The 25,530-nt window shown below is 67.4% G+C and carries 18 protein-coding genes and 3 rRNA genes; 3 read left to right on the forward strand and 18 right to left on the reverse strand.

The window, feature by feature from the left end; all coding sequences use genetic code 11:
- Positions 1 to 11: 11 nt before the first annotated feature.
- From K1J60_RS18425 to K1J60_RS18475, 11 genes are all read right to left on the reverse strand, one after another.
- A complete protein-coding gene (locus K1J60_RS18425) occupies positions 12 to 1,091 on the reverse strand; it encodes a lysophospholipid acyltransferase family protein (protein ID WP_220647158.1) in 1,080 nt (359 codons plus the stop codon).
- Between the two features lie 14 nt (positions 1,092 to 1,105).
- Complete coding sequence (locus K1J60_RS18430) at positions 1,106 to 2,173, reverse strand: NAD-dependent epimerase/dehydratase family protein (protein ID WP_220647159.1); 1,068 nt, start codon at positions 2,171 to 2,173, stop codon at positions 1,106 to 1,108.
- 309 nt (positions 2,174 to 2,482) lie between these two features.
- Positions 2,483 to 2,581, reverse strand: a complete 99-nt coding sequence (locus tag K1J60_RS18435) for a 30S ribosomal protein bS22 (RefSeq protein ID WP_003948845.1) — start codon at positions 2,579 to 2,581, stop codon at positions 2,483 to 2,485.
- Positions 2,582 to 2,749: 168 nt separating this feature from the next.
- A complete protein-coding gene (locus K1J60_RS18440; RefSeq protein ID WP_007443703.1) occupies positions 2,750 to 2,962 on the reverse strand; it encodes a helix-turn-helix domain-containing protein in 213 nt (70 codons plus the stop codon).
- A 129-nt stretch (positions 2,963 to 3,091) separates the two neighbouring features.
- The gene (locus K1J60_RS18445; protein ID WP_220651535.1) at positions 3,092 to 3,907 is read right to left on the reverse strand and encodes a phosphatase; all 816 of its coding nucleotides are present in this window, start codon (positions 3,905 to 3,907) and stop codon (positions 3,092 to 3,094) included.
- A gap of 201 nt (positions 3,908 to 4,108) precedes the next feature.
- On the reverse strand, positions 4,109 to 5,284 hold the full coding sequence (locus K1J60_RS18450; RefSeq protein ID WP_220647160.1) for an acetoin utilization protein AcuC: 1,176 nt from the start codon (positions 5,282 to 5,284) through the stop codon (positions 4,109 to 4,111).
- Positions 5,235 to 6,467, reverse strand: coding sequence for an MFS transporter (locus K1J60_RS18455; RefSeq protein ID WP_220647161.1), 1,233 nt, complete (start codon positions 6,465 to 6,467; stop codon positions 5,235 to 5,237). The genes K1J60_RS18450 and K1J60_RS18455 overlap by 50 nt, the downstream gene beginning before the upstream one ends.
- A gap of 77 nt (positions 6,468 to 6,544) precedes the next feature.
- Positions 6,545 to 7,189 carry an HAD family hydrolase gene (locus K1J60_RS18460; protein WP_220647162.1) on the reverse strand — a complete coding sequence of 215 codons (645 nt, stop codon included), beginning with the start codon at positions 7,187 to 7,189 and terminating at the stop codon, positions 6,545 to 6,547.
- A gap of 72 nt (positions 7,190 to 7,261) precedes the next feature.
- Positions 7,262 to 7,378: ribosomal RNA gene (rrf, locus tag K1J60_RS18465) — 5S ribosomal RNA — on the reverse strand.
- A gap of 89 nt (positions 7,379 to 7,467) precedes the next feature.
- A 23S ribosomal RNA gene (locus K1J60_RS18470) occupies positions 7,468 to 10,586 on the reverse strand.
- A gap of 308 nt (positions 10,587 to 10,894) precedes the next feature.
- Positions 10,895 to 12,421, reverse strand: a 16S ribosomal RNA gene (locus tag K1J60_RS18475).
- The 16S, 23S and 5S rRNA genes sit together here, the layout of an rRNA operon.
- An 828-nt stretch (positions 12,422 to 13,249) precedes the next feature.
- On the opposite strand from K1J60_RS18475, the gene trpS reads away from it, so the two are divergent.
- Complete coding sequence (gene trpS / locus K1J60_RS18480; RefSeq protein WP_033524753.1) at positions 13,250 to 14,245, forward strand: tryptophan--tRNA ligase; 996 nt, start codon at positions 13,250 to 13,252, stop codon at positions 14,243 to 14,245.
- Between the two features lie 12 nt (positions 14,246 to 14,257).
- Here trpS and proC read toward each other — a convergent pair whose 3' ends face one another.
- From proC to K1J60_RS18495, 3 genes are all read right to left on the reverse strand, one after another.
- Entirely contained in the window at positions 14,258 to 15,070 is an 813-nt protein-coding gene (proC, locus tag K1J60_RS18485) for a pyrroline-5-carboxylate reductase (protein ID WP_220647163.1), read from the reverse strand.
- A 139-nt stretch (positions 15,071 to 15,209) separates the two neighbouring features.
- Positions 15,210 to 16,001, reverse strand: a complete 792-nt coding sequence (locus K1J60_RS18490) for an ABC transporter permease (RefSeq protein ID WP_220647164.1) — start codon at positions 15,999 to 16,001, stop codon at positions 15,210 to 15,212.
- The gene (locus K1J60_RS18495; protein ID WP_220647165.1) at positions 15,998 to 16,855 is read right to left on the reverse strand and encodes an ABC transporter ATP-binding protein; all 858 of its coding nucleotides are present in this window, start codon (positions 16,853 to 16,855) and stop codon (positions 15,998 to 16,000) included. Before K1J60_RS18495 ends, K1J60_RS18490 begins: the two co-directional genes overlap by 4 nt.
- Before the next feature lie 492 nt (positions 16,856 to 17,347).
- On the opposite strand from K1J60_RS18495, the gene K1J60_RS18500 reads away from it, so the two are divergent.
- Positions 17,348 to 18,778: a SulP family inorganic anion transporter gene (locus K1J60_RS18500; protein WP_259407782.1), complete on the forward strand. Its 1,431-nt coding sequence runs from the start codon at positions 17,348 to 17,350 to the stop codon at positions 18,776 to 18,778.
- Positions 18,779 to 18,882: 104 nt separating this feature from the next.
- Here K1J60_RS18500 and K1J60_RS18505 read toward each other — a convergent pair whose 3' ends face one another.
- From K1J60_RS18505 to K1J60_RS18515, 3 genes are all read right to left on the reverse strand, one after another.
- Positions 18,883 to 19,683 carry a class I SAM-dependent methyltransferase gene (locus tag K1J60_RS18505; RefSeq protein WP_220647167.1) on the reverse strand — a complete coding sequence of 267 codons (801 nt, stop codon included), beginning with the start codon at positions 19,681 to 19,683 and terminating at the stop codon, positions 18,883 to 18,885.
- A gap of 98 nt (positions 19,684 to 19,781) precedes the next feature.
- Positions 19,782 to 20,354, reverse strand: coding sequence for an EamA/RhaT family transporter (locus tag K1J60_RS18510; protein ID WP_220647168.1), 573 nt, complete (start codon positions 20,352 to 20,354; stop codon positions 19,782 to 19,784).
- Between the two features lie 143 nt (positions 20,355 to 20,497).
- Positions 20,498 to 20,839, reverse strand: coding sequence for an SH3 domain-containing protein (locus K1J60_RS18515; protein ID WP_220647169.1), 342 nt, complete (start codon positions 20,837 to 20,839; stop codon positions 20,498 to 20,500).
- 206 nt (positions 20,840 to 21,045) lie between these two features.
- On the opposite strand from K1J60_RS18515, the gene K1J60_RS18520 reads away from it, so the two are divergent.
- Positions 21,046 to 23,490 (forward strand): serine/threonine-protein kinase, encoded by a 2,445-nt coding sequence (locus tag K1J60_RS18520; protein ID WP_220647170.1) that lies wholly within the window; start codon positions 21,046 to 21,048, stop codon positions 23,488 to 23,490.
- A 133-nt stretch (positions 23,491 to 23,623) separates the two neighbouring features.
- Here K1J60_RS18520 and ilvD read toward each other — a convergent pair whose 3' ends face one another.
- Complete coding sequence (ilvD, locus tag K1J60_RS18525) at positions 23,624 to 25,477, reverse strand: dihydroxy-acid dehydratase (RefSeq protein ID WP_220647171.1); 1,854 nt, start codon at positions 25,475 to 25,477, stop codon at positions 23,624 to 23,626.
- Between the last annotated feature and the right edge of the window lie 53 nt (positions 25,478 to 25,530).

The raw sequence follows: 25,530 nt of genomic DNA on the forward strand, positions 1-25,530 counted from the left end.
TCGGGAAGAACCTAGAAGAACACGGACCGCCGCTGCACCAGCAGCTTGTACAGCGTGTGCTGGATCTGCTCCCGTACCTGGTCGGTCAGGTTGAACATCAACATCGGGTCCTCGGCTGCCTCCGGCGGATAGCCGTCCGTCGGAATCGGCTCGCCGAACTGGATGGTCCACTTCGTCGGGAGCGGTACGGCACCCAGGGGGCCGAGCCACGGGAAGGTCGGCGTGATCGGGAAGTACGGGAAACCGAGCAGCCGGGCGAGTGTCCTGGAGTTCCCGATCATCGGGTAGATCTCCTCCGCGCCCACGATCGAGCACGGGATGATCGGCGTGCCCGCCCGCAGGGCCGTGGAGACGAAGCCGCCCCGACCGAACCGCTGAAGCTTGTAGCGGTCCCCGAAGGGCTTGCCGAGCCCCTTGAAGCCCTCCGGCATGACCCCGACCAGCTCGCCCTGCTGCAGCAGCCGTGAGGCGTCCTCCGCACACGCGAGGGTGTGCCCGAGCTTGCGGGCCAGCTCGTTGACCACCGGCAGCATGAAGACCAGGTCCGCGGCGAGCAGCCGCAGATGCCGCCCGGTGGGGTGGTTGTCGTGCACGGCGACCTGCATCATCAGGCCGTCCAGCGGCAGCGTCCCCGAGTGGTTGGAGACGATCAGGGCGCCGCCGTCCGTCGGGATGTTCTCGATGCCCTTCACCTCGACGCGGAAGTACTTCTCGTACACCGGCCGCAGCAGGGACATCAGCACCTGGTCGGTGAGTTCGGCGTCGAAGCCGAAGTCGTCGACCTCGTAGTCGCCCGTGAGGCGTTTGCGCAGGAACGCGAGCCCTCCCGCGATCCGTCGCTCCAGCCCGCCGCCGTCCTGTGCCTCGGCGGCCCCCTGGGGCGGCTCCGGCTTCTCCCGTGTCACAGGGACATCATCGGTCCTGGTCGGCCGTCCGGGGAGAGCCTGGACCTCGCCGGATTCACGGACGTCCCGGACGACCGCGCTCTCGCCCTTGCGCCGACTCCCCGTGGTCCGGCGGCGCGACGGGCGCTGCACGCCACCCCCGCGCGTCCGGTCGTCGTCGAACGGAATGACCTTGGCATCCGCCATCGTTGATGCGCTCCTCAGTTGGCGCTCTGCGTCGGGGGTTGACCGCCACCCACGGTGGGCACGGGCAGGGCGGCGATCCGGTCGATGGCCCCTGCGAGGGCCTCGGGAGGCAGGAGGCCGGGCCCCCTGCTGCGCGCGAAGTCAGCGAACGTCTCCGCGGTCGTGTACCTGGCCCGGTAGCCGAGCGTGTCGCGCATCTGGTTGGTCGACACGACCCGCCCGTGCGTCAGCAGCCGCAGCTGCTCCGGCGAGAAGTCGGTGACGCCCAGCGTCCGGACCATGGAGCCGACCCAGCTGACCGCCGGCATCAGCAGCGGCACCGTCGGCCGCCCGAGACGCCGCGCGCACTGCGAGAGCAGCAGCACACCGTCGCCGGCGATGTTGAACGTGCCGCTGTTGAGAGTGCCCCGTGCCGGTTCGTGCGAGGCGATCCGCAGCACCTCGATGACGTCGTCCTCGTGCACGAACTGCAGCCGGGGGTCGTAGCCCAGCACGGTCGGCAGCACCGGCAGCGAGAAGTAGGAGGCGAGCGGCGAATCGGCGCTCGGTCCGAGGATGTTCGCGAACCGCAGCACACACACGGCCACATCGGGCCGTCGCCGGGCGAACCCTCGGACGTACCCCTCGACCTCCACGGTGTCCTTGGCGAAGCCGCCGCTGGGCAGTGACTTGGGCGGGGTGTTCTCGGTGAACACGGCCGGATCGCGCGGCGCGGAGCCGTACACGTTCGTACTGGACTTCACGACCAGCCGCTTGACCAACGGGGACTTCTGACAGGCACCGAGCAACTGCATGGTGCCGATGACGTTGGTCTCCTTCAGCGTGGCGCGACCACCGCTGCCCAGCGGGGTGCCCGTGACGTCCATGTGCACCACGGTGTCCACGTTGTGCTCGGCCAGCAGACGGGCTATGGCGGGCTGACGGATGTCGGCCTGGACGAAGTCCGCTCCGCCCAGATGGTGGCCCGGCGGCTCCGCGTCCACGGCGATGACCCGGTCGACCTGCGGGTCGCGCTGGATCCGCCGGACGAACCGGCCTCCCAGCTGACGGGCCACACCGGTGACGAGCACGACCTTCCCCAAGATCAGCGCCTTCCTTCCAGCCGTCGCCTCACACAGGCGTCGGTCTGCTCGTAACTCTGCCGCGTTCCCCGTGCTCTCCGCGTTCCCCGTGTGCGGCCACGTTAGCGGGTCGATGTTGCACTGTGGTGACTGCGACCCCGTCAACGACCGGCAAAAACAACGACGGGCGAAAACACCGCGACCCCCCACCGCTTTCGGTGGGGGGTCGCGGCAACGCGTTCTCAACAGCGCTCGCGCAAGAAAGCAAGGCGTACGGTCCCCTTACGCGAGGGGGACCGGCCAGGACCCCGATCTCGGGGCCGGACCGCCTTACTTCTTGTTGCGACGCTGAACGCGGGTGCGCTTGAGCAGCTTGCGGTGCTTCTTCTTAGCCATCCGCTTGCGCCGCTTCTTGATAACAGAGCCCACGACTACCCTCGCTCACTTCTCATCACTCGGTGTTTGGGCGCCATGGGCCCATACGACCTACGAGGGGCCAGCCTACCCGTCCGAGCTCTGAGGGCGTAATCGAGGGGGAACCGGGGGTATCCCGAAGGTCCCGCAGGGCCTCCGGGAACCCCTCGGCCCCGATGGCCGTCAGGCCGTCTCCACCCCCACATAGCTCTCGCGGAGGTACTCGTGTACCGCTTGCTCCGGCACCCGGAAGGACCTGCCCACCCGGATCGCCGGCAGATGACCGCTGTGCACCAAGCGGTACACGGTCATCTTCGACACGCGCATCACCGCGGCGACTTCCGCCACGGTCAGGAACTGAACCTCGTTCAGAGGCCTCTCGCCAGCTGCAGCCATGACACACCTGAACCTTCCGCACTCGACGGCCACCGGCTTCCCCTTCCGGTGACTCTTCGTCGCTGCGTGCTCACTCCCCAATGTAGGGGCGGGTGATGCGAGTGGGGAAGAGGGGATGCCATCGGCGGCCTACTGTGACAGACACGCCCGATTGAGTACGTAGCGGGTCAGCGGTCGGTAGTAATCAGACCGCACACCGTCATCAAGTGGAACGGCGACGGACACCCGCCCCTCCGCCTCCCCCACGAAGAGCGCCGGATCGTCCGCATCGGCGAGCCCGATCGCCTCGAACCCCAGCTGACCTGCCCCGCAGACCCATCCGTGGTCTCCCACCACGAGTTCCGGGAGCGGCCCGCCGGCCTCCGCGGCGGCCGCGAGAGCCACCCGAACCGGGAGGGGTGAATGCGTGTGCACGCCGGTCGCACCACCGGAGCGCAGGGCGGGCGCCTCACGGACGAGAGCGACTCCTCGTACGTAGTCGAGGTTGTACGTGCGTAGACCGAACCGGGTCGTTATGTCGACACGTCTACCCGTCGCTGGGGTGAGGACCTCACATCCCGCCGCCGACAAAGCGTCCGCCAACGCGCCGTAGAAGCCGATCAGCCGGTGCGGGTGCCCGGTCCCGAGGAGCACCGCTCCGCCACTCCGAGCGACCGCCCCGAGCCGTTCCGCGAAACGGTCCAGCGCCCCGACGGTCAACTCCGGATCGATCACATCCTGCCCTGATGTGCACGCCGGATCGGCCGAAACCCCGCATCTCTCGGCCATCAGCGCGAGCACATCCCGCTGGCACCAAGCCATCTCCGGATCAATCCCGATCAAGAACCGAGGATCCCGAGCCGCGAACAACCGATAACTCCGCAGACTCACCTCCCGGGCGGTGGCCACCCTCCCAGCCAACCCGGCCCCCACCAGATGCCGCCGCAAAGCCCCACCGCTCACCACCCTCCGATGCTGACGCACGGCCCGCTCCACCGCCCCGAAAACCACCGCCCCACCACACAGTTGGCCTAACTCATCTCAAGGGCGCGGGGAACTGCGCGAACGGGGTCCGGGGCGGAGCCCCGAATCTGTGACGGGGGGCGAAGGGGGCGCGCAGCCCCCTGGAGGATGGGACGGGTAGGGGCGGCGGGGGCGAGAAAACCCCTACGGCAGCAACCCACGCAACGGAAACACAGCCTTCCGCGCGGCCACCACCGCCTGGTCCAACCGGTCCGCGGGGTCGTACCCCGCGTCCCACCCCGCCCAGACCACAGGCCACCGCCCATCAGTCATCCGCGCCGGCGCCAACTGCCGCGTACGAGCGAACACCTGCTGCCGCCACTCCTCGGGAATCGCGGTCTCCGGCGCGATCTCCCGGCCCGCCGCGATCGCCACCAGGTGCGTCCACGACCTCGGCACCACATCCACCACCGCGTACCCGCCGCCGCCGAGCGCGACCCACCGCCCGTCGGCGTACTCGTGCGCCAGCTCGTGCAGCGCCACCTGGACGGCCCGCTGCGCGTCCAGCGACACCGCCAGATGCGCCAACGGATCCTCGAAGTGCGTGTCGGCGCCGTGCTGGGTCACCAGCACCTGCGGCCGGAAGTCGGCGATCAGCTCGGGCACCACCGCGTGGAACGCCCGCACCCACCCCGCGTCCCCGGTCCCCGCCGGCAGCGCCACGTTCACGGCCGACCCCTCCGCGCTCGACGGGGCCCCCGTCTCCTCCGGCCACCCGGTCTGCGGGAACAGGGTCCGGGGATGCTCGTGCAGCGAGATCGTCAGAACCCTCGGGTCCTCCCAGAACGCCGCCTGCACCCCGTCCCCGTGATGCACATCGACGTCCACGTAGGCGACGCGCTCGGCCCCCAGCTCCAGCAGCCGGGCGATGGCGATCGACGCGTCGTTGTAGATACAGAACCCCGAAGCACCCCCGGGCATCGCGTGATGCAGCCCGCCCGCGAAGTTCACGGCGTGCAGCGCGTCCCCCCGCCACACGGCCTCCGCCGCCCCGACCGACTGCCCCGCGATGAGCGCGGACACCTCGTGCATCCCGGCGAAGGCCGGATCGTCCACCGTCCCCAGCCCGTACGACCCGTCCGCGCCCTCGGGATCGGCGGACGCCGCCCTGACCGCCGCCACGTAGTCCTCGCGATGCACGAGCCGCAGCGTCGACTCCCCCGCCGGCTTCGCCGAGACGACATCCATCTCCCGGTCGAGCCCGAAGGCAGTCACCAGGCTCCGGGTCAGCGCCAGCCGGACCGGATCCATCGGATGGTCCGGACCGAAGTCATAGCCCGTTACTGCCTCGTCCCACATCAGCTGTGCGCGGCCGCTCATGACCGCCACCGTATCGGTCCGGTTCAGTCTCGAACGACCGGGCGTACACCAGGGTCACCAGCACCAACGCCATGGGAATGAGCATCGCCCCGCGATAACTCCAGAGATCCCCCACGGCCCCCACCAACGGAGAACCGATCAAGAACCCGACATAGTTGAAAATATTCAGCCGCGCGACAGCCGCATCCGAAGCTCCGGGGAACAGCCGCCCCGCCGCCGCGAACGTCTGCGGCACCAGCACACACAGTCCGAGCCCCAGCAGCGTGAACCCGAGCATGCCCACCCAGGCCCCCGGCGCGGCCGCCACCACGGCGAACCCGACCGCCGCCACCAACGCCCCGGCCCGCACGACGGCCGCGGCCCCGAACCGGCGCACCCCGAAGTCCCCGATCGACCGCCCGAGCAGCGTGGTGACCATATAGACGTTGTACGGCACGGTCGCGAGCTGCTCGCTGCTACCCAGCACGTCCTGCAAGTACTTGGCGCTCCAGTTGGAGACGGTCGAGTCCCCGATGTACGCGAAGCACATCACCAGACAGAGCGGCAGCAGCATCTTGAACGCGACGGACCCGCCCGCCCCGCCCGCCTCCGCCGGAAGGGCGTCCTCCTGCTTCGCCCCGTCCGGCCCCGCGTCGACGTACCACCGGCTCCCGACCAGCGCCGCCGGCAACAGCACGACCACCACCGGCAGATACGACACCAGCAGCGCCAGGTCCCAGTGCGCCCCGACCCACGCCAGCGAGGCCCCAGCTATCCCGCCCAGGCTGTACACCGCGTGGAAGCCGAGCATGATGCTCCGCCCGTACGACCGCTGAAGGCTCACCCCGAGCATGTTCATCGACGCGTCGAGCGCCCCGACCGCCAGCCCGAAGGCCGCCAGCGCGGCACCGAGCACGATCATCTGCTCGCCGGCCCCCACTCCGAGCAGGGCCAGGAGCACGACAGGCTGGGACCACCGCAGCACCAGGCTCGGCGGCACCTTCTTCACCAGGTGCTCGGTGCAGACGCTGCCGACCCCGGCGAGGATCGGCACGGCGGCGAGGAAGGCGGGCAACAGCGCGTCGGAGACCCCGTACCGGTCCTGGATGGCCGGAATCCGCGTCACGAGCAGCGCGAAGGCGACACCCTGAGCGAAGAAGCTGAACGCCAACGCGGCCCTACCGCGCCGCAGCACATCTGTCATGGCGGCACAGTAGGGGCCACGACCTACCCATGGGTAGAGGAAGTTGAATACTGCTCAACTAAGCTCGCCGAGCAGCCTCAGGCGAGCAGGTCCAGCAGCCTCCCCATGTCCGAAAAGTACCCCCTGGCCCCGGTCAGCCTCTCGGCCGGTGTCATCGCGGTGAACCCGTACACATCCATCCCGGCGGCGAGCCCCGCCCGCACCCCGAGGGGGCTGTCCTCGACGACAGCACACCTCTCCGGGGCCACGCCCATCCGCTCGGCCGCGTGCAGGAAGAGATCCGGTGCCGGCTTACCCCGCCCCACGTCCTGCGAACTGAACACGAGACCGTCCCCGAACCACCGGTCCAGCCCCGTCTTCCGGTGCCCCACCCGGATCCGCTCATGGCTCCCGGACGACGCCACGCAGTACGGCACCTCGTCCGCGACCAGCTTCTCCAGCACCGGGACCACACCCGGCACGGCCTCCAACTCCCGCTCGAACGCGGTGAACACGCGCCGGTGGAAGACTTCGTCGAAGTCACCCGGCAGGGTCTCCCCGGTCCGCTCCAGAACGAGCTCATGAATGCGGTGCATGGCAGACCCCATGTAGTCCCGGATGGATTCCTCGTACGAGGTCGGGTGCCCGAGTTCGGTCAGATACTCGGCGAGGAGCCGATTGGAGATCGGCTCGCTGTCGACGAGAACACCGTCATTGTCGAAGATCACGAGGTCGTAGCGCATGGCTCGACCCTAAACGACCCGGAAACGCAGAAGACCCCTGCCGGTCACCCGGCAGGGGTCTTCTCAAGAATTGTTCGGCGGCGTCCTACTCTCCCACAGGGTCCCCCCTGCAGTACCATCGGCGCTGTAAGGCTTAGCTTCCGGGTTCGGAATGTAACCGGGCGTTTCCCTCACGCTATGACCACCGAAACACTATGAAACACTCAACCGCACCACGCTCTGTGACAGACGTGGGGTTGTTCGTGGTTTCAGAACCAACACAGTGGACGCGAGCAACTGAGGACAAGCCCTCGGCCTATTAGTACCAGTCAACTCCACCCGTTACCAGGCTTCCATATCTGGCCTATCAACCCAGTCGTCTACTGGGAGCCTTACCCCATCAAGTGGGTGGGAATACTCATCTCGAAGCAGGCTTCCCGCTTAGATGCTTTCAGCGGTTATCCCTCCCGAACGTAGCCAACCAGCCATGCCCTTGGCAGAACAACTGGCACACCAGAGGTTCGTCCGTCCCGGTCCTCTCGTACTAGGGACAGCCCTTCTCAATATTCCTGCGCGCGCAGCGGATAGGGACCGAACTGTCTCACGACGTTCTAAACCCAGCTCGCGTACCGCTTTAATGGGCGAACAGCCCAACCCTTGGGACCGACTCCAGCCCCAGGATGCGACGAGCCGACATCGAGGTGCCAAACCATCCCGTCGATATGGACTCTTGGGGAAGATCAGCCTGTTATCCCCGGGGTACCTTTTATCCGTTGAGCGACGGCGCTTCCACAAGCCACCGCCGGATCACTAGTCCCGACTTTCGTCCCTGCTCGACCCGTCGGTCTCACAGTCAAGCTCCCTTGTGCACTTACACTCACCACCTGATTGCCAACCAGGCTGAGGGAACCTTTGGGCGCCTCCGTTACCCTTTGGGAGGCAACCGCCCCAGTTAAACTACCCATCAGACACTGTCCCCGATCCGGATCACGGACCCGGGTTAGACATCCAGCACGACCAGACTGGTATTTCAACGACGACTCCACCCGAACTGGCGTCCGAGCTTCACAGTCTCCCAGCTATCCTACACAAGCCGAACCGAACACCAATATCAAACTGTAGTAAAGGTCCCGGGGTCTTTCCGTCCTGCTGCGCGAAACGAGCATCTTTACTCGTAGTGCAATTTCACCGGGCCTATGGTTGAGACAGTCGAGAAGTCGTTACGCCATTCGTGCAGGTCGGAACTTACCCGACAAGGAATTTCGCTACCTTAGGATGGTTATAGTTACCACCGCCGTTTACTGGCGCTTAAGTTCTCAGCTTCGCCCACCCGAAAGTGAGCTAACCGGTCCCCTTAACGTTCCAGCACCGGGCAGGCGTCAGTCCGTATACATCGCCTTACGGCTTCGCACGGACCTGTGTTTTTAGTAAACAGTCGCTTCTCGCTGGTCTCTGCGGCCACCCCCAGCTCACCGAGTAAATCGGATCACCAGTGATGGCCCCCTTCTCCCGAAGTTACGGGGGCATTTTGCCGAGTTCCTTAACCATAGTTCACCCGAACGCCTCGGTATTCTCTACCAGACCACCTGAGTCGGTTTAGGGTACGGGCCGCCATGAAACTCGCTAGAGGCTTTTCTCGACAGCATAGGATCATCCACTTCACCACAATCGGCTCGGCATCAGGTCTCAGACTATTGCCAGGCGGATTTACCTACCTGACGTCCTACACCCTTACCCCGGGACAACCACCGCCCGGGATGGACTACCTTCCTGCGTCACCCCATCACTCACCTACTGCAAGTCTGGTTCGTCGGCTCCACCACTCCCCTTTGCCCGAAGGCTCCGGGGCGGCTTCACGGACTTAGCATCGCCTGGTTCAATGTTTGACGCTTCACAGCGGGTACCGGAATATCAACCGGTTATCCATCGACTACGCCTGTCGGCCTCGCCTTAGGTCCCGACTTACCCTGGGCAGATCAGCTTGACCCAGGAACCCTTGGTCAATCGGCGCAAACGTTTCTCACGTTTGTATCGCTACTCATGCCTGCATTCTCACTCGTGAACCGTCCACAACTCGCTTCCGCGGCTGCTTCACCCGGCACACGACGCTCCCCTACCCATCCCAGCGGGCGTTGGCCCTCATGCTGGAATGACACGACTTCGGCGGTACGCTTGAGCCCCGCTACATTGTCGGCGCGGAATCACTAGACCAGTGAGCTATTACGCACTCTTTCAAGGGTGGCTGCTTCTAAGCCAACCTCCTGGTTGTCTGTGCGACTCCACATCCTTTCCCACTTAGCGTACGCTTAGGGGCCTTAGTCGATGCTCTGGGCTGTTTCCCTCTCGACCATGGAGCTTATCCCCCACAGTCTCACTGCCGCGCTCTCACTTACCGGCATTCGGAGTTTGGCTAAGGTCAGTAACCCGGTAGGGCCCATCGCCTATCCAGTGCTCTACCTCCGGCAAGAAACACACGACGCTGCACCTAAATGCATTTCGGGGAGAACCAGCTATCACGGAGTTTGATTGGCCTTTCACCCCTAACCACAGGTCATCCCCCAGGTTTTCAACCCTGGTGGGTTCGGTCCTCCACGAAGTCTTACCTCCGCTTCAACCTGCCCATGGCTAGATCACTCCGCTTCGGGTCTTGAGCGCGCTACTGAATCGCCCTGTTCGGACTCGCTTTCGCTACGGCTTCCCCACACGGGTTAACCTCGCAACACACCGCAAACTCGCAGGCTCATTCTTCAAAAGGCACGCAGTCACGAGAACAAGGCAAGCCTTGTTCCGACGCTCCCACGGCTTGTAGGCACACGGTTTCAGGTACTATTTCACTCCCCTCCCGGGGTACTTTTCACCATTCCCTCACGGTACTATCCGCTATCGGTCACCAGGGAATATTTAGGCTTAGCGGGTGGTCCCGCCAGATTCACACGGGATTTCTCGGGCCCCGTGCTACTTGGGTGTCTCTCAAACGAGCCGCTGACGTTTCGACTACGGGGGTCTTACCCTCTACGCCGGACCTTTCGCATGTCCTTCGTCTACATCAACGGTTTCTGACTCGTCCTGTTGCCGGCAGACAACAGAAGAGAGATCCCACAACCCCGCATACGCAACCCCTGCCGGGTCTCACACGTATACGGTTTAGCCTCATCCGGTTTCGCTCGCCACTACTCCCGGAATCACGGTTGTTTTCTCTTCCTGCGGGTACTGAGATGTTTCACTTCCCCGCGTTCCCTCCACATACCCTATGTGTTCAGGTATGGGTGACAGCCCATGACGACTGCCGGGTTTCCCCATTCGGAAACCCCCGGATCAAAGCCTGGTTGACGACTCCCCGGGGACTATCGTGGCCTCCCACGTCCTTCATCGGTTCCTGGTGCCAAGGCATCCACCGTGCGCCCTTAAAAACTTGGCCACAGATGCTCGCGTCCACTGTGCAGTTCTCAAACAACGACCAACCACCCGTCACACACCATCTGCATGGTGCTTCACCGGGGTCGGCACTGAAGGCAGCCATACGGCCATACCCTCAGACACCCAACAGCGTGCCCGGCCGGCTCCCGCCCGGAGATCATGCTTTCCACACTCTTGCGAGCAGTACTAACAGCCTCCGGCCCGTGAAAACCAGCCGAATAATCAACGTTCCACCCATGAGCAACCACCGCAGAACACTCGCCTGCGTTATGGCCCTGGATCCCTTGACGGGACCTAGATGCTCCTTAGAAAGGAGGTGATCCAGCCGCACCTTCCGGTACGGCTACCTTGTTACGACTTCGTCCCAATCGCCAGTCCCACCTTCGACAGCTCCCTCCCACAAGGGGTTGGGCCACCGGCTTCGGGTGTTACCGACTTTCGTGACGTGACGGGCGGTGTGTACAAGGCCCGGGAACGTATTCACCGCAGCAATGCTGATCTGCGATTACTAGCAACTCCGACTTCATGGGGTCGAGTTGCAGACCCCAATCCGAACTGAGACAGGCTTTTTGAGATTCGCTCCGCCTCACGGCTTCGCAGCTCATTGTACCTGCCATTGTAGCACGTGTGCAGCCCAAGACATAAGGGGCATGATGACTTGACGTCGTCCCCACCTTCCTCCGAGTTGACCCCGGCAGTCTCCTGTGAGTCCCCATCACCCCGAAGGGCATGCTGGCAACACAGAACAAGGGTTGCGCTCGTTGCGGGACTTAACCCAACATCTCACGACACGAGCTGACGACAGCCATGCACCACCTGTACACCGACCACAAGGGGGCGACCATCTCTGGCCGTTTCCGGTGTATGTCAAGCCTTGGTAAGGTTCTTCGCGTTGCGTCGAATTAAGCCACATGCTCCGCTGCTTGTGCGGGCCCCCGTCAATTCCTTTGAGTTTTAGCCTTGCGGCCGTACTCCCCAGGCGGGGAACTTAATGCGTTAGCTGCGGCACCGACGACGTGGAATGTCGCCAACACCTAGTTCCCACCGTTTACGGCGTGGACTACCAGGGTATCTAATCCTGTTCGCTCCCCACGCTTTCGCTCCTCAGCGTCAGTAATGGCCCAGAGATCCGCCTTCGCCACCGGTGTTCCTCCTGATATCTGCGCATTTCACCGCTACACCAGGAATTCCGATCTCCCCTACCACACTCTAGTCTGCCCGTATCGAATGCAGACCCGGGGTTAAGCCCCGGGCTTTCACATCCGACGCGACAGACCGCCTACGAGCTCTTTACGCCCAATAATTCCGGACAACGCTCGCGCCCTACGTATTACCGCGGCTGCTGGCACGTAGTTAGCCGGCGCTTCTTCTGCAGGTACCGTCACTTTCGCTTCTTCCCTGCTGAAAGAGGTTTACAACCCGAAGGCCGTCATCCCTCACGCGGCGTCGCTGCATCAGGCTTTCGCCCATTGTGCAATATTCCCCACTGCTGCCTCCCGTAGGAGTCTGGGCCGTGTCTCAGTCCCAGTGTGGCCGGTCGCCCTCTCAGGCCGGCTACCCGTCGTCGCCTTGGTGAGCCGTTACCTCACCAACAAGCTGATAGGCCGCGGGCTCATCCTTCACCGCCGGAGCTTTCCACCACCAACAGATGCCTGCAGTGGTTGTATCCGGTATTAGACCCCGTTTCCAGGGCTTGTCCCAGAGTGAAGGGCAGATTGCCCACGTGTTACTCACCCGTTCGCCACTAATCCCCACCGAAGTGGTTCATCGTTCGACTTGCATGTGTTAAGCACGCCGCCAGCGTTCGTCCTGAGCCAGGATCAAACTCTCCGTGAATGTGTACCCGTAATCGGGTGCAAACCACGAGAGCGGAACCACCGGAGGAATGATCCGATGGTTCACAGCGTCCTCGCTGTGTTTGTTTCAAAGGAACCTCGCCCCAACCGATGACCGGCCGGGAACGGGGTATCAACATATCTGGCGTTGATTTTTGGCACGCTGTTGAGTTCTCAAGGAACGGACGCTTCCTTTGTACTCACCCAAGTTACTCTCGGGCTTTCCTCCGGGCAGTTTCCCTTCGGTCTTGCGTTTCCGACTCTATCAGATCGTTTTCCGATCCGATTTCCTCGGCGCTTTCCAGGTTTCCGCTTCCGCGTTTCCCTTTCCGGCGGTTCCGACTCTATCAGATCCTTTCGGGCCTGATTCCCAGTCAGCGGGTGTTGTCTTCACGGCCGTTGGGCCGTTCCGACGAGTGAGACTTTAGCGGATTCCCGGCTCCCGAGCTAATCGGGGGCTGCGCCCTTTCGAACGCGGATTCCTCATTTCGCAAATACGCATACCAAGGGCACGACGACGGATCGTCGATTGTTGGTGGTTACCTGCGAAGTGGCTGTCCGGGGACCGACCGAGGTCGGCGCTCACGTCGGACAACCCGGAGAACACTACGTACCGGCTCGGGGTGTGTCAACTCGCTGTCGGCCGGCCTCTCGCAGGCGTAGCCTGACCCTCATGACTACGCGTACGTGTCGCCAGCAGTGGTGGGCCGCCTGACGGCGGCCGTACTCACGTATGTACTCAACGGCCGCCGCCCCGGCGGCCGTTCTCGTTTCTCCCTCCTGAGGATCGGCCACCCGGTGGCGGCGGCCCTGATCAGGAGGTGGAGAGATGACACGGGTCTTCAGCGGGGTCAAGCCGACGGGGCATCTGACGCTGGGGAACTACCTGGGAGCCGTGCGGCGGTGGGCCGAGGTCGACCAGCACCGGACGGACGCGCTGTTCTGCGTCGTGGACCTGCACGCGCTGACCGTGGACCACGATCCGGCCCGGGTGCGCAGACTCAGTCGGCAGGCGGCGACGCTGTTGCTGGCGTCGGGGCTGGATCCCGAGCTGTGCACCGTCTTCGTGCAGAGTCATGTGGACGAGCACGCGCGGCTCTCGTATCTGCTGGAGTGCGTGGCCACGGACGGCGAGATGCGGCGGATGATCCAGTACAAGGAGAAAGCAGCGCGAGAGCGGGAGCGGGGCGGGAGTGTCCGGCTGTCGCTGCTGACGTATCCGGTACTGATGGCGGCGGACATCCTGGCGTACGGGACCGACGAGGTGCCGGTCGGGGACGACCAGACACAGCATGTGGAGCTGACGCGGGATCTGGCCGTGCGGTTCAACCAGCGGTACGGGCAGACGTTCGTCGTGCCTCGGGCCACACCGCCGAAGGTCGGTGCGCGCGTGATGAATCTGCAGGATCCGACGTCGAAGATGGGGAAGACGGACGACGTCGGGCCGGGGATCGTCTATCTGCTGGACGAACCGGATGTGGTGCGGAAGAAGGTCATGCGGGCCGTGACCGACAGCGGGCGGGACGTCGTGTACGACCGGGAGGAGCGGCCGGGGCTCGCCAATCTGCTGGAGATCCTCGCGGCCTGTGAGGGTGGGAACCCCGAGGATCTGAGCGGTGTATATGAATCGTACGGGGCGCTGAAGAAGGACACCGCAGAGGCCGTGGTCGAGCTCCTCAGGCCCGTACAGGAGAGGCACAAGGAGTTGTGCGCGGATCCTGCGTATGTGGAGGGGGTGCTGCGGATGGGTGCGGCGAAGGCCAGAGAGATGGCTCGACCGAGGGTGGATCAGGCGTATCGGGCGATCGGTCTTCTGGCCGGTTGACCGCGGGCGGCGTCAGCTGTTGTTGCCGGAGGCCAGGGCGCGGCTGCGGTCGCGGGCGGCCTCCAGCGCGGCGATCAGTGCGGCGCGTACTCCGTGGTTCTCGAGTTCGCGGATGGCGCTGATCGTCGTGCCCGCGGGAGAGGTGACGTTCTCGCGGAGCTTGACGGGGTGTTCGCCGCTGTCTCGGAGCATCGTGGCCGCGCCGATGGCGGACTGGACGATCAGGTCGTGGGCCTTGTCGCGGGGCAGACCCAGGAGGATGCCCGCGTCGGTCATGGCTTCGACCAGGTAGAAGAAGTACGCCGGGCCGGAGCCGGAGAGGGCGGTGCAGGCGTCCTGCTGGGACTCGGGGACGCGGAGCGTCTTGCCGACGGCGCCGAAGATCTCCTCGGCGTGCGCGAGGTCGGCCTCGCTCGCATGGCTGCCTGCGGAGATCACGGACATGGCCTCGTCGACGAGAGCGGGGGTGTTCGTCATGACACGGACGACAGGGGTGCCTGCGGCCAGGCGCTCCTCGAAGAAGGAGGTGGGGATGCCCGCCGCGCCGCTGACGACCAGGCGGTCGGCGGGGGTGTGCGGGGCCAGTTCGTCGAGCAGGGTGGCCATGTCCTGGGGCTTGACCGTGAGGATGAGCGTGTCCGCGGTCTTCGCCGCCTCGGCGTTGGTGACCGCGGTGACGCCGTAGCGGGTGCGGAGTTCCTCGGCGTGTTCGGGGCGGCGGGCGGTGACCAGGAGGTCCGCGGGAGCCCAGCCGGCTCGGATCATGCCGCTGAGCAGGGCCTCGCCGATCTTGCCGGTGCCGAGGACTGCGACTTTCTGGCTCATGGTGCGGGTGCCCTCCGGGGGTGCGTCGTCCTGGGGCCATCCTCGCACCGGGGAGGGGGCTTCGGCTGCGGTGTCCGGTGGGCGGGATGTCGGGTGCCGCATACGGGGCGTGCCGCCATTGGCAGGTGCTGGGTGGGCGCTATGTCGTCCGGCGCCTCAGGGTGGCGGCTCCCAGGGTCAGGACCAGCAGGGCGCAGCCGGCGACGATCGTGATGTCGCGGACGAAGGTGGCGGTCATGTCGTGGTGCAGCAGGACTTCGTTCATGCCGTCGACGGCGTACGACATGGGGAGGACGTTGGAGATGGCTTCCAGGGCGGGATGCATCTCGGGGCGCGGGGTGAACAGGCCGCAGAGGAGGAGCTGGGGGAAGATCACGGCCGGCATGAACTGGACGGCCTGGAACTCGGAGGAGGCGAAGGCCGAGACGAAGAGGCCGAGAGCGGTGCCCAGAAGCGCGTCGAGGAGGGCGACGATCAGGAGCAGCCAGGGTGAGCCGATGACGTCCAGGTCGAGGAACCAGACGGCCAGACCGGTGGCGAGGGCGGACTGGATGATCGCCAGGGTGCCGAAGGCCAGGGCGTAGCCGGCGATGAGGTCTCCTTTGCCGAGGGGCATGGAGAGGAGGCGTTCCAGGGTGCCGGAGGTGCGTTCGCGCAGGGTCGCGATCGAGGTCACCAGGAACATCGTCATCAGCGGGAAGATGCCGAGGAGCGAGGCGCCGATGGAGTCGAAGACGCGTGGGTTGCCGTCGAAGACGTAGCGGAGCAGGAAGAGCATCACGCACGGGATGAGCATCAGTAGGGCGATCGTGCGGGTGTCATGGCCTAGTTGGCGGAGGACTCGGGCCGCGGTGGCGGTCGTGCGGGAGTAGCTGAGGGTCCTGGGTCGTGGGACCGCGGGTGTGGCGGAGTCGCTCGGTGTCGTCCTCATCGCGCCTGCTCCTTCTGGTGTGTGCCGGTCGCGGCCGTGGTCGTGGGTTCGGTCGTGGTCGCGGTGGCCTCGTCGACGAGGTGGAGGAAGGCGGCTTCGACGGATTCCGTGCGGGTGCGGGTGCGGAGGGCCTCGGGTGTGTCGTCGGCGAGGATCTCGCCCTCGCGCATGAGGAGGAGGCGGTGGCAGCGCTCGGCCTCGTCCATGACGTGGGAGGAGATCAGGAGGGTGGCCCGGCGCTCGGCGGCGATGGTGTCGAAGAGGTTCCAGAGTTCACGGCGCAGGACGGGGTCCAGGCCGACGGTGGGCTCGTCGAGCACCAGGAGTTCGGGCGTGCCGAGGAGAGCCACGGCCAGGGAGACCCGGCTGCGCTGGCCGCCGGAGAGGTTGCCGGCGAGGACGTCGGCGTGAGTGGTGAGGGCCACGTCGGTGATGGCCCGGGTGACGTTTTCGTCGCGGCGGTCGGCGGCGGCGCGGCCGGGGTCGAGGATCGCGGCGAAGTAGGTGAGGTTCTGGCGGACGGTCAGGTCGTCGTAGACCGAGGGGGCCTGGGTGACGTAGCCGATGCGGGAGCGGAGGGTGGCGTCGCCTGCGGGGTGACCGAGGACGTCGAGGGTGCCGGTGACCTTGGCCTGGGTTCCGACGATCGCTCGCATCAGGGTCGATTTGCCGCAGCCGGAAGGGCCGAGGAGGCCGGTGATCTGGCCCGGGGGGACGGCGAAGTCGAGGTTGCGGAGGACTGTGCGGGGGCCTCGGGCGACGGTGAGGCCCTGGGCGTGGATGGCAGGGCGTGGAGGAGCGCCGGCGGGGGCGGGGGGTTGGGGTGGCGTCTCCTTCGGAGGGTAATTCATCATGTGATGAATATTGCGCAGGGGTCGGGGTGTCGTCAAGGAAGGGCGCGGCAGGAACCGCGCTGAGCGCGGGGCGCGCGCGGCAGGGAGGCGGCGCGGCGGGAGCAGGGAGGGGCGCGGGCGCTTGGCGGGGTGATCGGAGGGCGGGGTTCCGGGGGTGTGCGCTTCCGCTGCGGAGCGGTGATCGCGGTGAAGGGGTGCGGAGGATGCTCGCTTTGGGTGACAATTGGTTGCGGAGCGTGGCCATTCGGAGGGTTCTTGGCCATGCCGTGTCGTCCGGGTGATCTGCGCGGCGGTCACCCGTCGTGAGTCCTCGTGATCACCGTCGGGTTCTCTCCCCTGGCTGGGGACCGCGCATCTCCTGCCGGGCACTCCTGATCGAACGTCGGCTACCGGAGGTGTGTGCTCGTGCGTAATGCCTTGGGGCCGTTTCAGGCACGGTTACGGCTCCGGCCGTGGCTTCGCGGCGCGGGGGCTGTGCCGTGGCGAGGGGAGTTGGCCGCCTCGGTCGTCGTGTTTCTCGTGGCGTTGCCGCTGTGTGTGGGCGTCGCGGTGGCTTCGGGGGTGCCAGCGGAGTTGGGGCTGGTCACGGGGATCGTCGGAGGACTGGTCGTCGGTGTTCTGCCGGGGAGCAGCCTCCAGGTGAGTGGGCCGGCGGCCGGGCTGACCGTGCTGGTGTACGAGGCGGTGCGGGCGTACGGGCTGTCGGCGCTCGGTGTGCTGGTGCTCGGGGCGGGGGTGGTGCAGATCGGGTTGGGGGTGCTGCGGTGGGGGCGGTGGTTCCGGGCCGTGTCCGTGGCCGTGGTGCAGGGGATGCTCGCCGGGATCGGTCTGGTGCTGGTGGCGGGGCAGGTGTACGCGATGGGTGATGTGGCCGCGCCCGGGGGTGGGGGGATCGAGAAGTTCGCGGGGTGGGGGTCGTTGCCCGGTGCCGTGGATCCCGTGGCGCTCGCGCTCGGGGGCGCCACGGTCGGCGTCCTGGTGGTGTGGCCTCGGTGGCGGCGCGGGGCTCGTTTCGTGCCGGCGCCGTTGGTGGCCGTCGGGGGTGCGGCCCTGGTGACCGGGGTGTTCGACCTGGGCGTGCGACGCGTCGAGGTGCGGGGGTTGCTGGCGGCCGTGCGGGTGCCGACGGTCGATGACCTGGGGTTGCTCGCGGAGGCCGGGGTCGTCGGGACCGTTCTCGCCCTCGCGCTGATCGCCTCCGCCGAGTCGTTGTTCAGCGCGGCGGCCGTGGATCAGCTGCACGACGGCCCGAGGACCGACTACGACCGGGAGTTGGTCGCCCAGGGCGCCGGGAACATGCTGTGCGGGGCGCTCGGGGCACTGCCCATGACGGCGGTGATCGTACGGAGTGCGGCGAACGTGCGGGCGGGAGCGCGGACCAAGGCCTCACGGGTGCTGCACGGGGTGTGGCTGCTGGTCTTCGCCGCTCTGCTGCCCGGGGTGCTCGGTGGGATCCCCGTGGCGGCACTGGCCGGGCTGCTGGTGTACGCGGGGTGTCGGCTCGTGCCCGTACGGGAGTTGGGGGTGCTGTGGCGGTCGCGGGATCGCGGGGAGGTGGTGGTGCTGGGGGTGACCGCCTTGGCGATCGTGGCCTGGAACCTCTTCGAGGGAGTGCTGGTGGGGCTCGCGTTGGCGGTGGCCAAGACCGCGTGGGACATCAGCCAGGTGCATGTGGAGATCGAGGACCGGGGGGACACGGAGGTGGTGGTGCGGGTGGTCGGGAACGCGACGTTCCTGCGGCTGCCGAAGCTGCTGGACGCGCTGGAAGGGGTGCCTCGGGAGCGAGGTGTGCGACTGGAGTTGAGCGGGCTGTGGCATGTGGACCACGCGTGTGCGGCGGCTCTGGAGGCATGGGGGGCGGGATTGGCCGTGGATCGCGGGGTGCGAGAGGGAGGGGAAGGGGATGTGGGGGTGGTGCGGTGAGACGGCCGGGGGCGGGGTTCAGGAGGGGCTGGGACGGCAGGCGATGCCCTTTAGAAAAGGGCTGATGCAAGAGGGGCACAGGGGCTGGTTCGAGCGGGGCTCGTTCAGGGGCGTATGGCCAGGAGCAGGTCCACGTCGTAGGTCTCCTCGATGGTTTCGGTGGGGAAAAGCCTGCGCAGGTGGGCTCGTTCCTCGGTGAAGAACTCGGCGGTGGCGTCTTCGCCCAGGACCAGGAACGCCGAGTGGCTGGCGATGTTGGCCAGATGGGTGTCGAGGGAGACCGCGCGGCTCCAACGGATGGGGCGGCGCGTGAAGTCGAGGTGTCCCGCCGCGTCGGCGAGGGCCGCGGGTGCCCCGGAAACGCTTTTCTCGATCGGGGTGTCGGGGTCCACGCCGAGGAAGCGGTGGATACGGGTGGTGGCGTCGGCGATCCAGGGGATGTCGACGGCGTCGGTGTTCCACCAGAGGGCGAGCACTCCGCCGGGGCGGAGCACTCGGAGGGCTTCCGGGACCGAGCGGGAGGGGTCGGTCCAGTGCCAGGACTGGGCGTAGGTCAGGAAGTCGGTGGAGGCGGTGGCGATGGGGAGGGCGTTTCCGTCGCCTCGGACGAGGGGGAGGTGGGGGTGGGTGCGGCGGAACTGGGCGGCCATGCCCGCGCCGGGTTCGACGGCGAGTACGTGGGCGCCTCGCGAGTGGAGCAGGGTGGTCGAGATGCCGGTGCCGGCGCCTACGTCGACGGTGCGGGAGCCGTGGAGGGGGTGGGGGGACAGGGCTTCGATGGTGTCGAAGAGGGCGGGTGGGTAGGAAGGGCGGTTTGCGGCGTACTGGGCTGCGGCGTTGTTGAAGGAGTGGGCTCGGGCGGTGTGGAAGGGGTGGGCGCGAGGGTGAGGACGGGAGGTCGCCATGGGGGCATCCTCACTCGGGATGAGGAGCGTTGGGGAGGGTTCGTCGTTGGTTTGTCAGGGCCCTCGCGCAGTTCCCCTCGCCACTGACGGGGCTGCCGTCAGGGGCGGCGGCGCTTCGACGGGTTGCCGGTGCGCTTGGCTGTGCGGCGGTCGTACTGCTCGCGGGCCGTGGTGTATTCCTCGCGGTGGAGGGACTCGCCCGGGGCCTCCTTCAGGGAGCGGAGGAAGTAGGCGGTCAGGGAGCCGAGGAAGCCGATGGTGAGCAGGCCGCGCAGGGAGGACTGTCGGGCCGGGTCGGGGCGTGTGGTGTAGGAGCCCCAGGTGTGGCCGAAGGCCAGGGCGCTGCAGGTGGCGAACATGATGACGACCAGGATGCTGACGAAGCCGCCGACCGCTGCCAGTTGCAGGCCCTCGTAGGCCAGACGCAGCACCAGACCGGAGGCGACCACGGCGGCGAGCGAGCCCGCGGTGACGCCCGCGCGGCGGGCCGGATAGTTGCCGTCGTGATTCAGCCAGGTCGTCCCGAAGAAACGGATGGGTTCGGGACGAGGGCCCGCCTGGGTCGCCCCGGCCGTCGAGGGCGCCTGGCGCCCCTGGGGCGCTGCCGACTCCTGTTGCTGCTCCTGCCGCTCCCGCCGCTCCGCCCGGATGTTCTTCGGTTCATCGCTCACGCGTCGATTATCGCCCCGGGTCGGAGAGGGCTGGGCGGCGGCATCGGGCACAGGACGCCGGCCACCGGACGCCGCGGTACCGGATGTGGTGGTACCGCGGCGAGTTCCGTGCGGCGTGCGCGCGCCGGACGCCCCGCGCCGGGTCAGCCGCAGCGGCCGGCCACGTAGCCGTCGCTGCCGGTGTAGACGTAGGCGTCCGAGATGTACTGGCCGTCGTCGATGTTGTCCCAGACGTTGGTGGTGCCGTACGGGCCGGTGATGGTCTGGCCCGGCGTCTGGCAGTAGATCGGCACCCTGGCGCCCTCGGAGAGGACTCGGACGATGCCGTAGCCGGTGCTCGGGCCGCTGCGGACGTTGACGCGGACGCCCGGCGCGACCGAGTAGTACCGGACGGCTGCCGTGACCGCGGCCGCGCCGGCCGTCACCATGGCGGACTGCTCCCCCTCGCCGTCGCCGGTGACCTCTTCGACATGCTCGACAGACATGGCTGAACTCCCCCCGTTTGAAACACGTTCGAACCCCGTTTGGTCCCCATGCAAGCCATGGAGACCCTTTGATACCCCTGAATCAGGACACACACACCTGTGCGTTTTTCGCACGCGAAGGCTAGCAAGCCGCCTCTGTCCCGTAGATGTCATCGACTAGGCTCCGAGCGTCGCGGGGGCGGCCGAAACAGCACGGGGGTGGACCCATGGCACCGCAGCGGGGCACCGGGTCGGGAGCGGAAGCGGAACTTCCTGAGTACTCCGGCCAGTACCGCCTGGAGTCGTGTCTGGGGTCCGGCGGTATGGGTGTCGTCCATCTGGCCAGCTCGACCTCGGGACTGCGGCTCGCGGTGAAGGTGGTGCATGCCGAGTTCGCCAAGGACCCTGAGTTCAGGGGGCGTTTCCGGCAAGAGGTGGCCGCCGCCCGGCGGGTCAGCGGTGCCTTCACCGCGCCTGTCGTCGACGCCGACACCGACAGTCCCCGACCCTGGATGGCCACCCTCTTCATTCCCGGCCCGACCCTCGCCGAGCACGTGAAGCGGAACGGGCCCATGCCGCCTGGACAGTTGCGGCGGCTGATGGCGGGGCTCGCGGAGGCCCTGCGCGACATCCATCGCGCCGGCGTGGTGCACCGGGATCTCAAGCCCAGCAACGTCCTGCTCGCCGAGGACGGCCCCAAGGTCATCGACTTCGGCATCTCCCGGCCGAAGGACAGTGAACTGCGCACGGAGACAGGGAAGTTGATCGGCACACCGCCGTTCATGGCCCCCGAGCAGTTCCGGCGGCCCAGGGAGGTCGGGCCCGCCGCCGACATCTTCGCCCTCGGTTCGGTGACCGTGCACGCGGCCACCGGGCGCGGGCCCTTCGACTCCGACAGCCCCTACGTCGTCGCCTATCAGGTCGTCCACGACGAGCCGGACCTCACCGGCGTACCCGGGAACCTCGCGCCCCTCGTCCGCGCCTGCCTAGCGAAGGAGCCCGAGGACCGGCCCACGGCGGACGAGCTGATGCGCGAACTCCGGTCCGTGGCCGCCTCGTACGACACGCAGACCTTCATACCGAGCCAGCGGGAGAGGGATCGGGAAAGGGAGCGGGAGAAAGAGAGACAAGGGGCGGGGTGGACAGGCGTCCCCGGTCCTGGCCGGACCGCCGACCGAGACGGCGACGAGCACGACGACGAGCACGGCAACAAGTACGGCAACACAAACACAGGGCGGGGCAAGGGCGAGAACACCGGGGCGGTGGCAGACACGGGAGCGGCCCCGGCCTCCGCCACCGGCAAAGGCACCAGCACCAGCACCAGCACCAGCACCAGCACAGACACCGGCACAGGCACAGGCAAGGGCGCCGATACAGACACCGGCACAGGTGTCAGCGGTGGTCGCGGCGGGTCCGGAAAGTCCCCCGACGGCGGGCGTGGAAGCGGGACCGGTCGCGCCGGGCGGCGGTTGCGCAGGCGGGCCGTTCTGGTCGCCGCCTCACTGGTGGTCGTCGCGGTCGGGGGGTTCGTCTCGGCGCGGGTGTTGGGCGGTGAGGGTGGGCGGGCGGACGGGGCCACGGCCACGCCGCGGGCCAGTCGCGCCGCGGCCGCCGCGCCCGCACTCGCAGCCTGGGCCACCAAGCCCGCGGCGAAGAACGGAAGCGCGCCGCAGTGCTCGTACGGGGCCGGGAAGCTGCTGTGCTCGCAGCGGGGGCTGGTCTCCGCGCTGGATCCGGCGGACGGCGGCGTGCTGTGGCGGCACACCGTCGACGACGCGGGTGCGCTGGGCGCGGGTGCCCCGCCCGTCGAGTCGGGCGGACTCGTGCACGTGCTGACGGGCCAGAGCCGACGGGTCCAGGCACTCGACCCGGACACCGGCAAGGTGCGGTGGGAGCGGGACGTCTCCGCGTACGGCGCCCAGCGATACGCGGGCGGCACGCTGCTGCTGACGGCCGCCGACGGAACGGTCACCGGTGTGGACAGTGCCACCGGTGACATCGCTTGGAGCCGCCGGATCCCGGGGCAGCCGGAGGCGTACTTCACGGCGTTCGACGGTGACCGGTCGGCCTACGTGGCGAGCGTCACCGGTGAGGGGGCGGGGGCCCGGACGCGGGTCACCGCGGTGGACCCGGAGACGGGTGACGTGCGGTGGGACGCCCGGCTGGACGGTCAGCTGGAACCGGTGGGGGCCCGGAACGGCTCGCTCTTCTTCGCCTCGATCGGTGGCGCGTACCCCGACACGGTCGCCGTGCTCCGGTACGACCCCGGCACCGGGAAGACGGTCCGGGTCGAGCTGCCCGTACGGCTCGAACAGGCCCATGCGGTGGTGCGGGGTGACGTCGTGTATCTGCTGAGCGGCGCGAGCGGCGCGCTCGTGGCCGTCGACATGAAGGCGCGGAAGCAGTTGTGGCGGACCGAGACGGGGGTCGCTCGGGGTTCGACGCCGGTCGTCGGCGACCGGTACGTGTACTTCACCTCGTCCGACGGGCGCCTGCTCGCGGTGGATGCGCGGAAGGGCCGGCTCAGCGGGGAGACGGCGTCCCGGCTGGGCGACTCGGACCGGATCACCAGTGCGCGGCCCGAGCCGGTGGTCATCGACGGCCGCGTCTGCGCGGGCGCACCCGACGGGACCGTGCTCGGGCTGGACGGGAACGATCCGGCGAGCTGGTGAGGCGGCCGACCGACCCTACGTACGACGTGGACCGCCTCCTCCCCCACCTGCGCGACCGAGGGCCGTTCCCCGTCGGGGAACGGCCCTCGGTCGTACAACCGGCGTGCGGGCCTCGGCGGCCCCTCGGCAGCCCTCAGCCCAGCTTGCTGACGTCCCGCACCGCGCCCTTGTCGGCGCTGGTGGCCATCGCGGCGTACGCCCGCAGCGCGGCCGACACCTTGCGCTCCCGGTTCTTCGGGGCGTAGACGCCGTTCAGCGCCTTCTCACGGCGGGCCAGTTCGGCGTCGTCGACCAGCAGCTCGATCGAACGGTTCGGGATGTCGATACGGATGCGGTCGCCGTCCTCGACGAGGGCGATCGTGCCGCCACCGGCCGCCTCGGGCGAGGCGTGGCCGATGGAGAGGCCCGAGGTGCCGCCGGAGAAACGGCCGTCGGTGATCAGCGCGCAGGACTTCCCCAGGCCGCGGCCCTTGAGGTACGAGGTCGGGTAGAGCATCTCCTGCATGCCGGGGCCGCCCTTGGGGCCCTCGTAGCGGATGACGACGACGTCGCCCTCCTTGATCTCCTTCAGCAGGATCTTCTGGACGGCCTCCTCCTGCGACTCGCAGACGACCGCCGGGCCCTCGAAGGTCCAGATCGACTCGTCGACGCCGGCCGTCTTCACGACACAGCCGTCGACGGCGAGGTTGCCCTTCAGCACCGCCAGACCGCCGTCCTTGGAGTAGGCGTGTTCGGCGGAGCGGATGCAGCCGCCCTCGGCGTCCTCGTCCAGGGTGTCCCAGCGCTCGGAGGTGGAGAACGCCTCGGCGGAGCGGACGCAGCCGGGGGCCGCGTGCCACAGCTCGACGGCCTTGGGGGACGGGGAGCCGCCGCGCACGTCCCAGGTCTTGAGCCAGTCGGCGAGGGAGGGGCTGTGGACGGAGTTCACGTCCTCGTTGAGCAGACCCGCGCGGTGCAGCTCGCCCAGCAGGGCCGGGATGCCGCCGGCGCGGTGCACGTCTTCCATGTAGTACGTGCGGTCCTTGGCGACGTTCGGCGCGACCTTGGCCAGGCAGGGCACGCGGCGCGAGACGGCGTCGATCTCGTTGAGGCCGAAGGGGACGCCCGCCTCCTGGGCGGCGGCCAGCAGGTGCAGGATCGTGTTGGTGGAGCCGCCCATGGCGATGTCGAGGGCCATGGCGTTCTCGAAGGCCGCGAAGTTCGCGATCGAGCGCGGCAGGACCGTCTCGTCGTCCTGGTCGTAGTAGCGGCGGGTGATGTCCATGACCGTGTGGGCCGCGTCGATGTACAGCTGTTTGCGGGCCGTGTGGGTGGCCAGGACCGAGCCGTTGCCCGGGAGGGAGAGGCCGATGGCCTCGGTCAGGCAGTTCATCGAGTTGGCGGTGAACATGCCGGAGCAGGAGCCGCAGGTCGGACAGGCGTTCTCCTCGATGCGGAGGATGTCCTCGTCCGAGATCTTGTCGTTCACGGCGTCGGAGATCGCGTCGACCAGGTCGAGCGTGCGGACCGTGCCGTCGACGAGGGTCGCCCGGCCGGACTCCATGGGGCCGCCGGAGACGAACACGGTCGGGATGTTGAGCCGCAGCGCGGCGTTCAGCATGCCCGGGGTGATCTTGTCGCAGTTGGAGATGCAGATCAGGGCGTCGGCGCAGTGGGCCTCGACCATGTATTCGACCGAGTCCGCGATCAGGTCGCGGGAGGGGAGGCTGTACAGCATGCCGCCGTGGCCCATCGCGATGCCGTCGTCCACGGCGATCGTGTTGAACTCGCGCGGGATGCCGCCGGCCTCGCGGATGGCCTCGCTGACGATCCGGCCCACCGGCTGGAGGTGGGTGTGGCCCGGCACGAACTCGGTGAAGGAGTTCGCGACCGCGATGATCGGCTTGCGGCCGATGTCCGCGCCCGGTACACCGGAGGCGCGCATAAGGGCGCGGGCGCCCGCCATGTTGCGGCCGTGGGTGACTGTGCGGGACCTCAGCTCGGGCATCGCGCTCGCTCCTTCAGGGGACCTTCTGAGACTGCGATCAGAGACTTCTGACT

Origin of the sequence: Streptomyces akebiae, assembly GCF_019599145.1 — a bacterium.
Classification (GTDB): Bacteria; Actinomycetota; Actinomycetes; order Streptomycetales; family Streptomycetaceae; genus Streptomyces; species Streptomyces akebiae.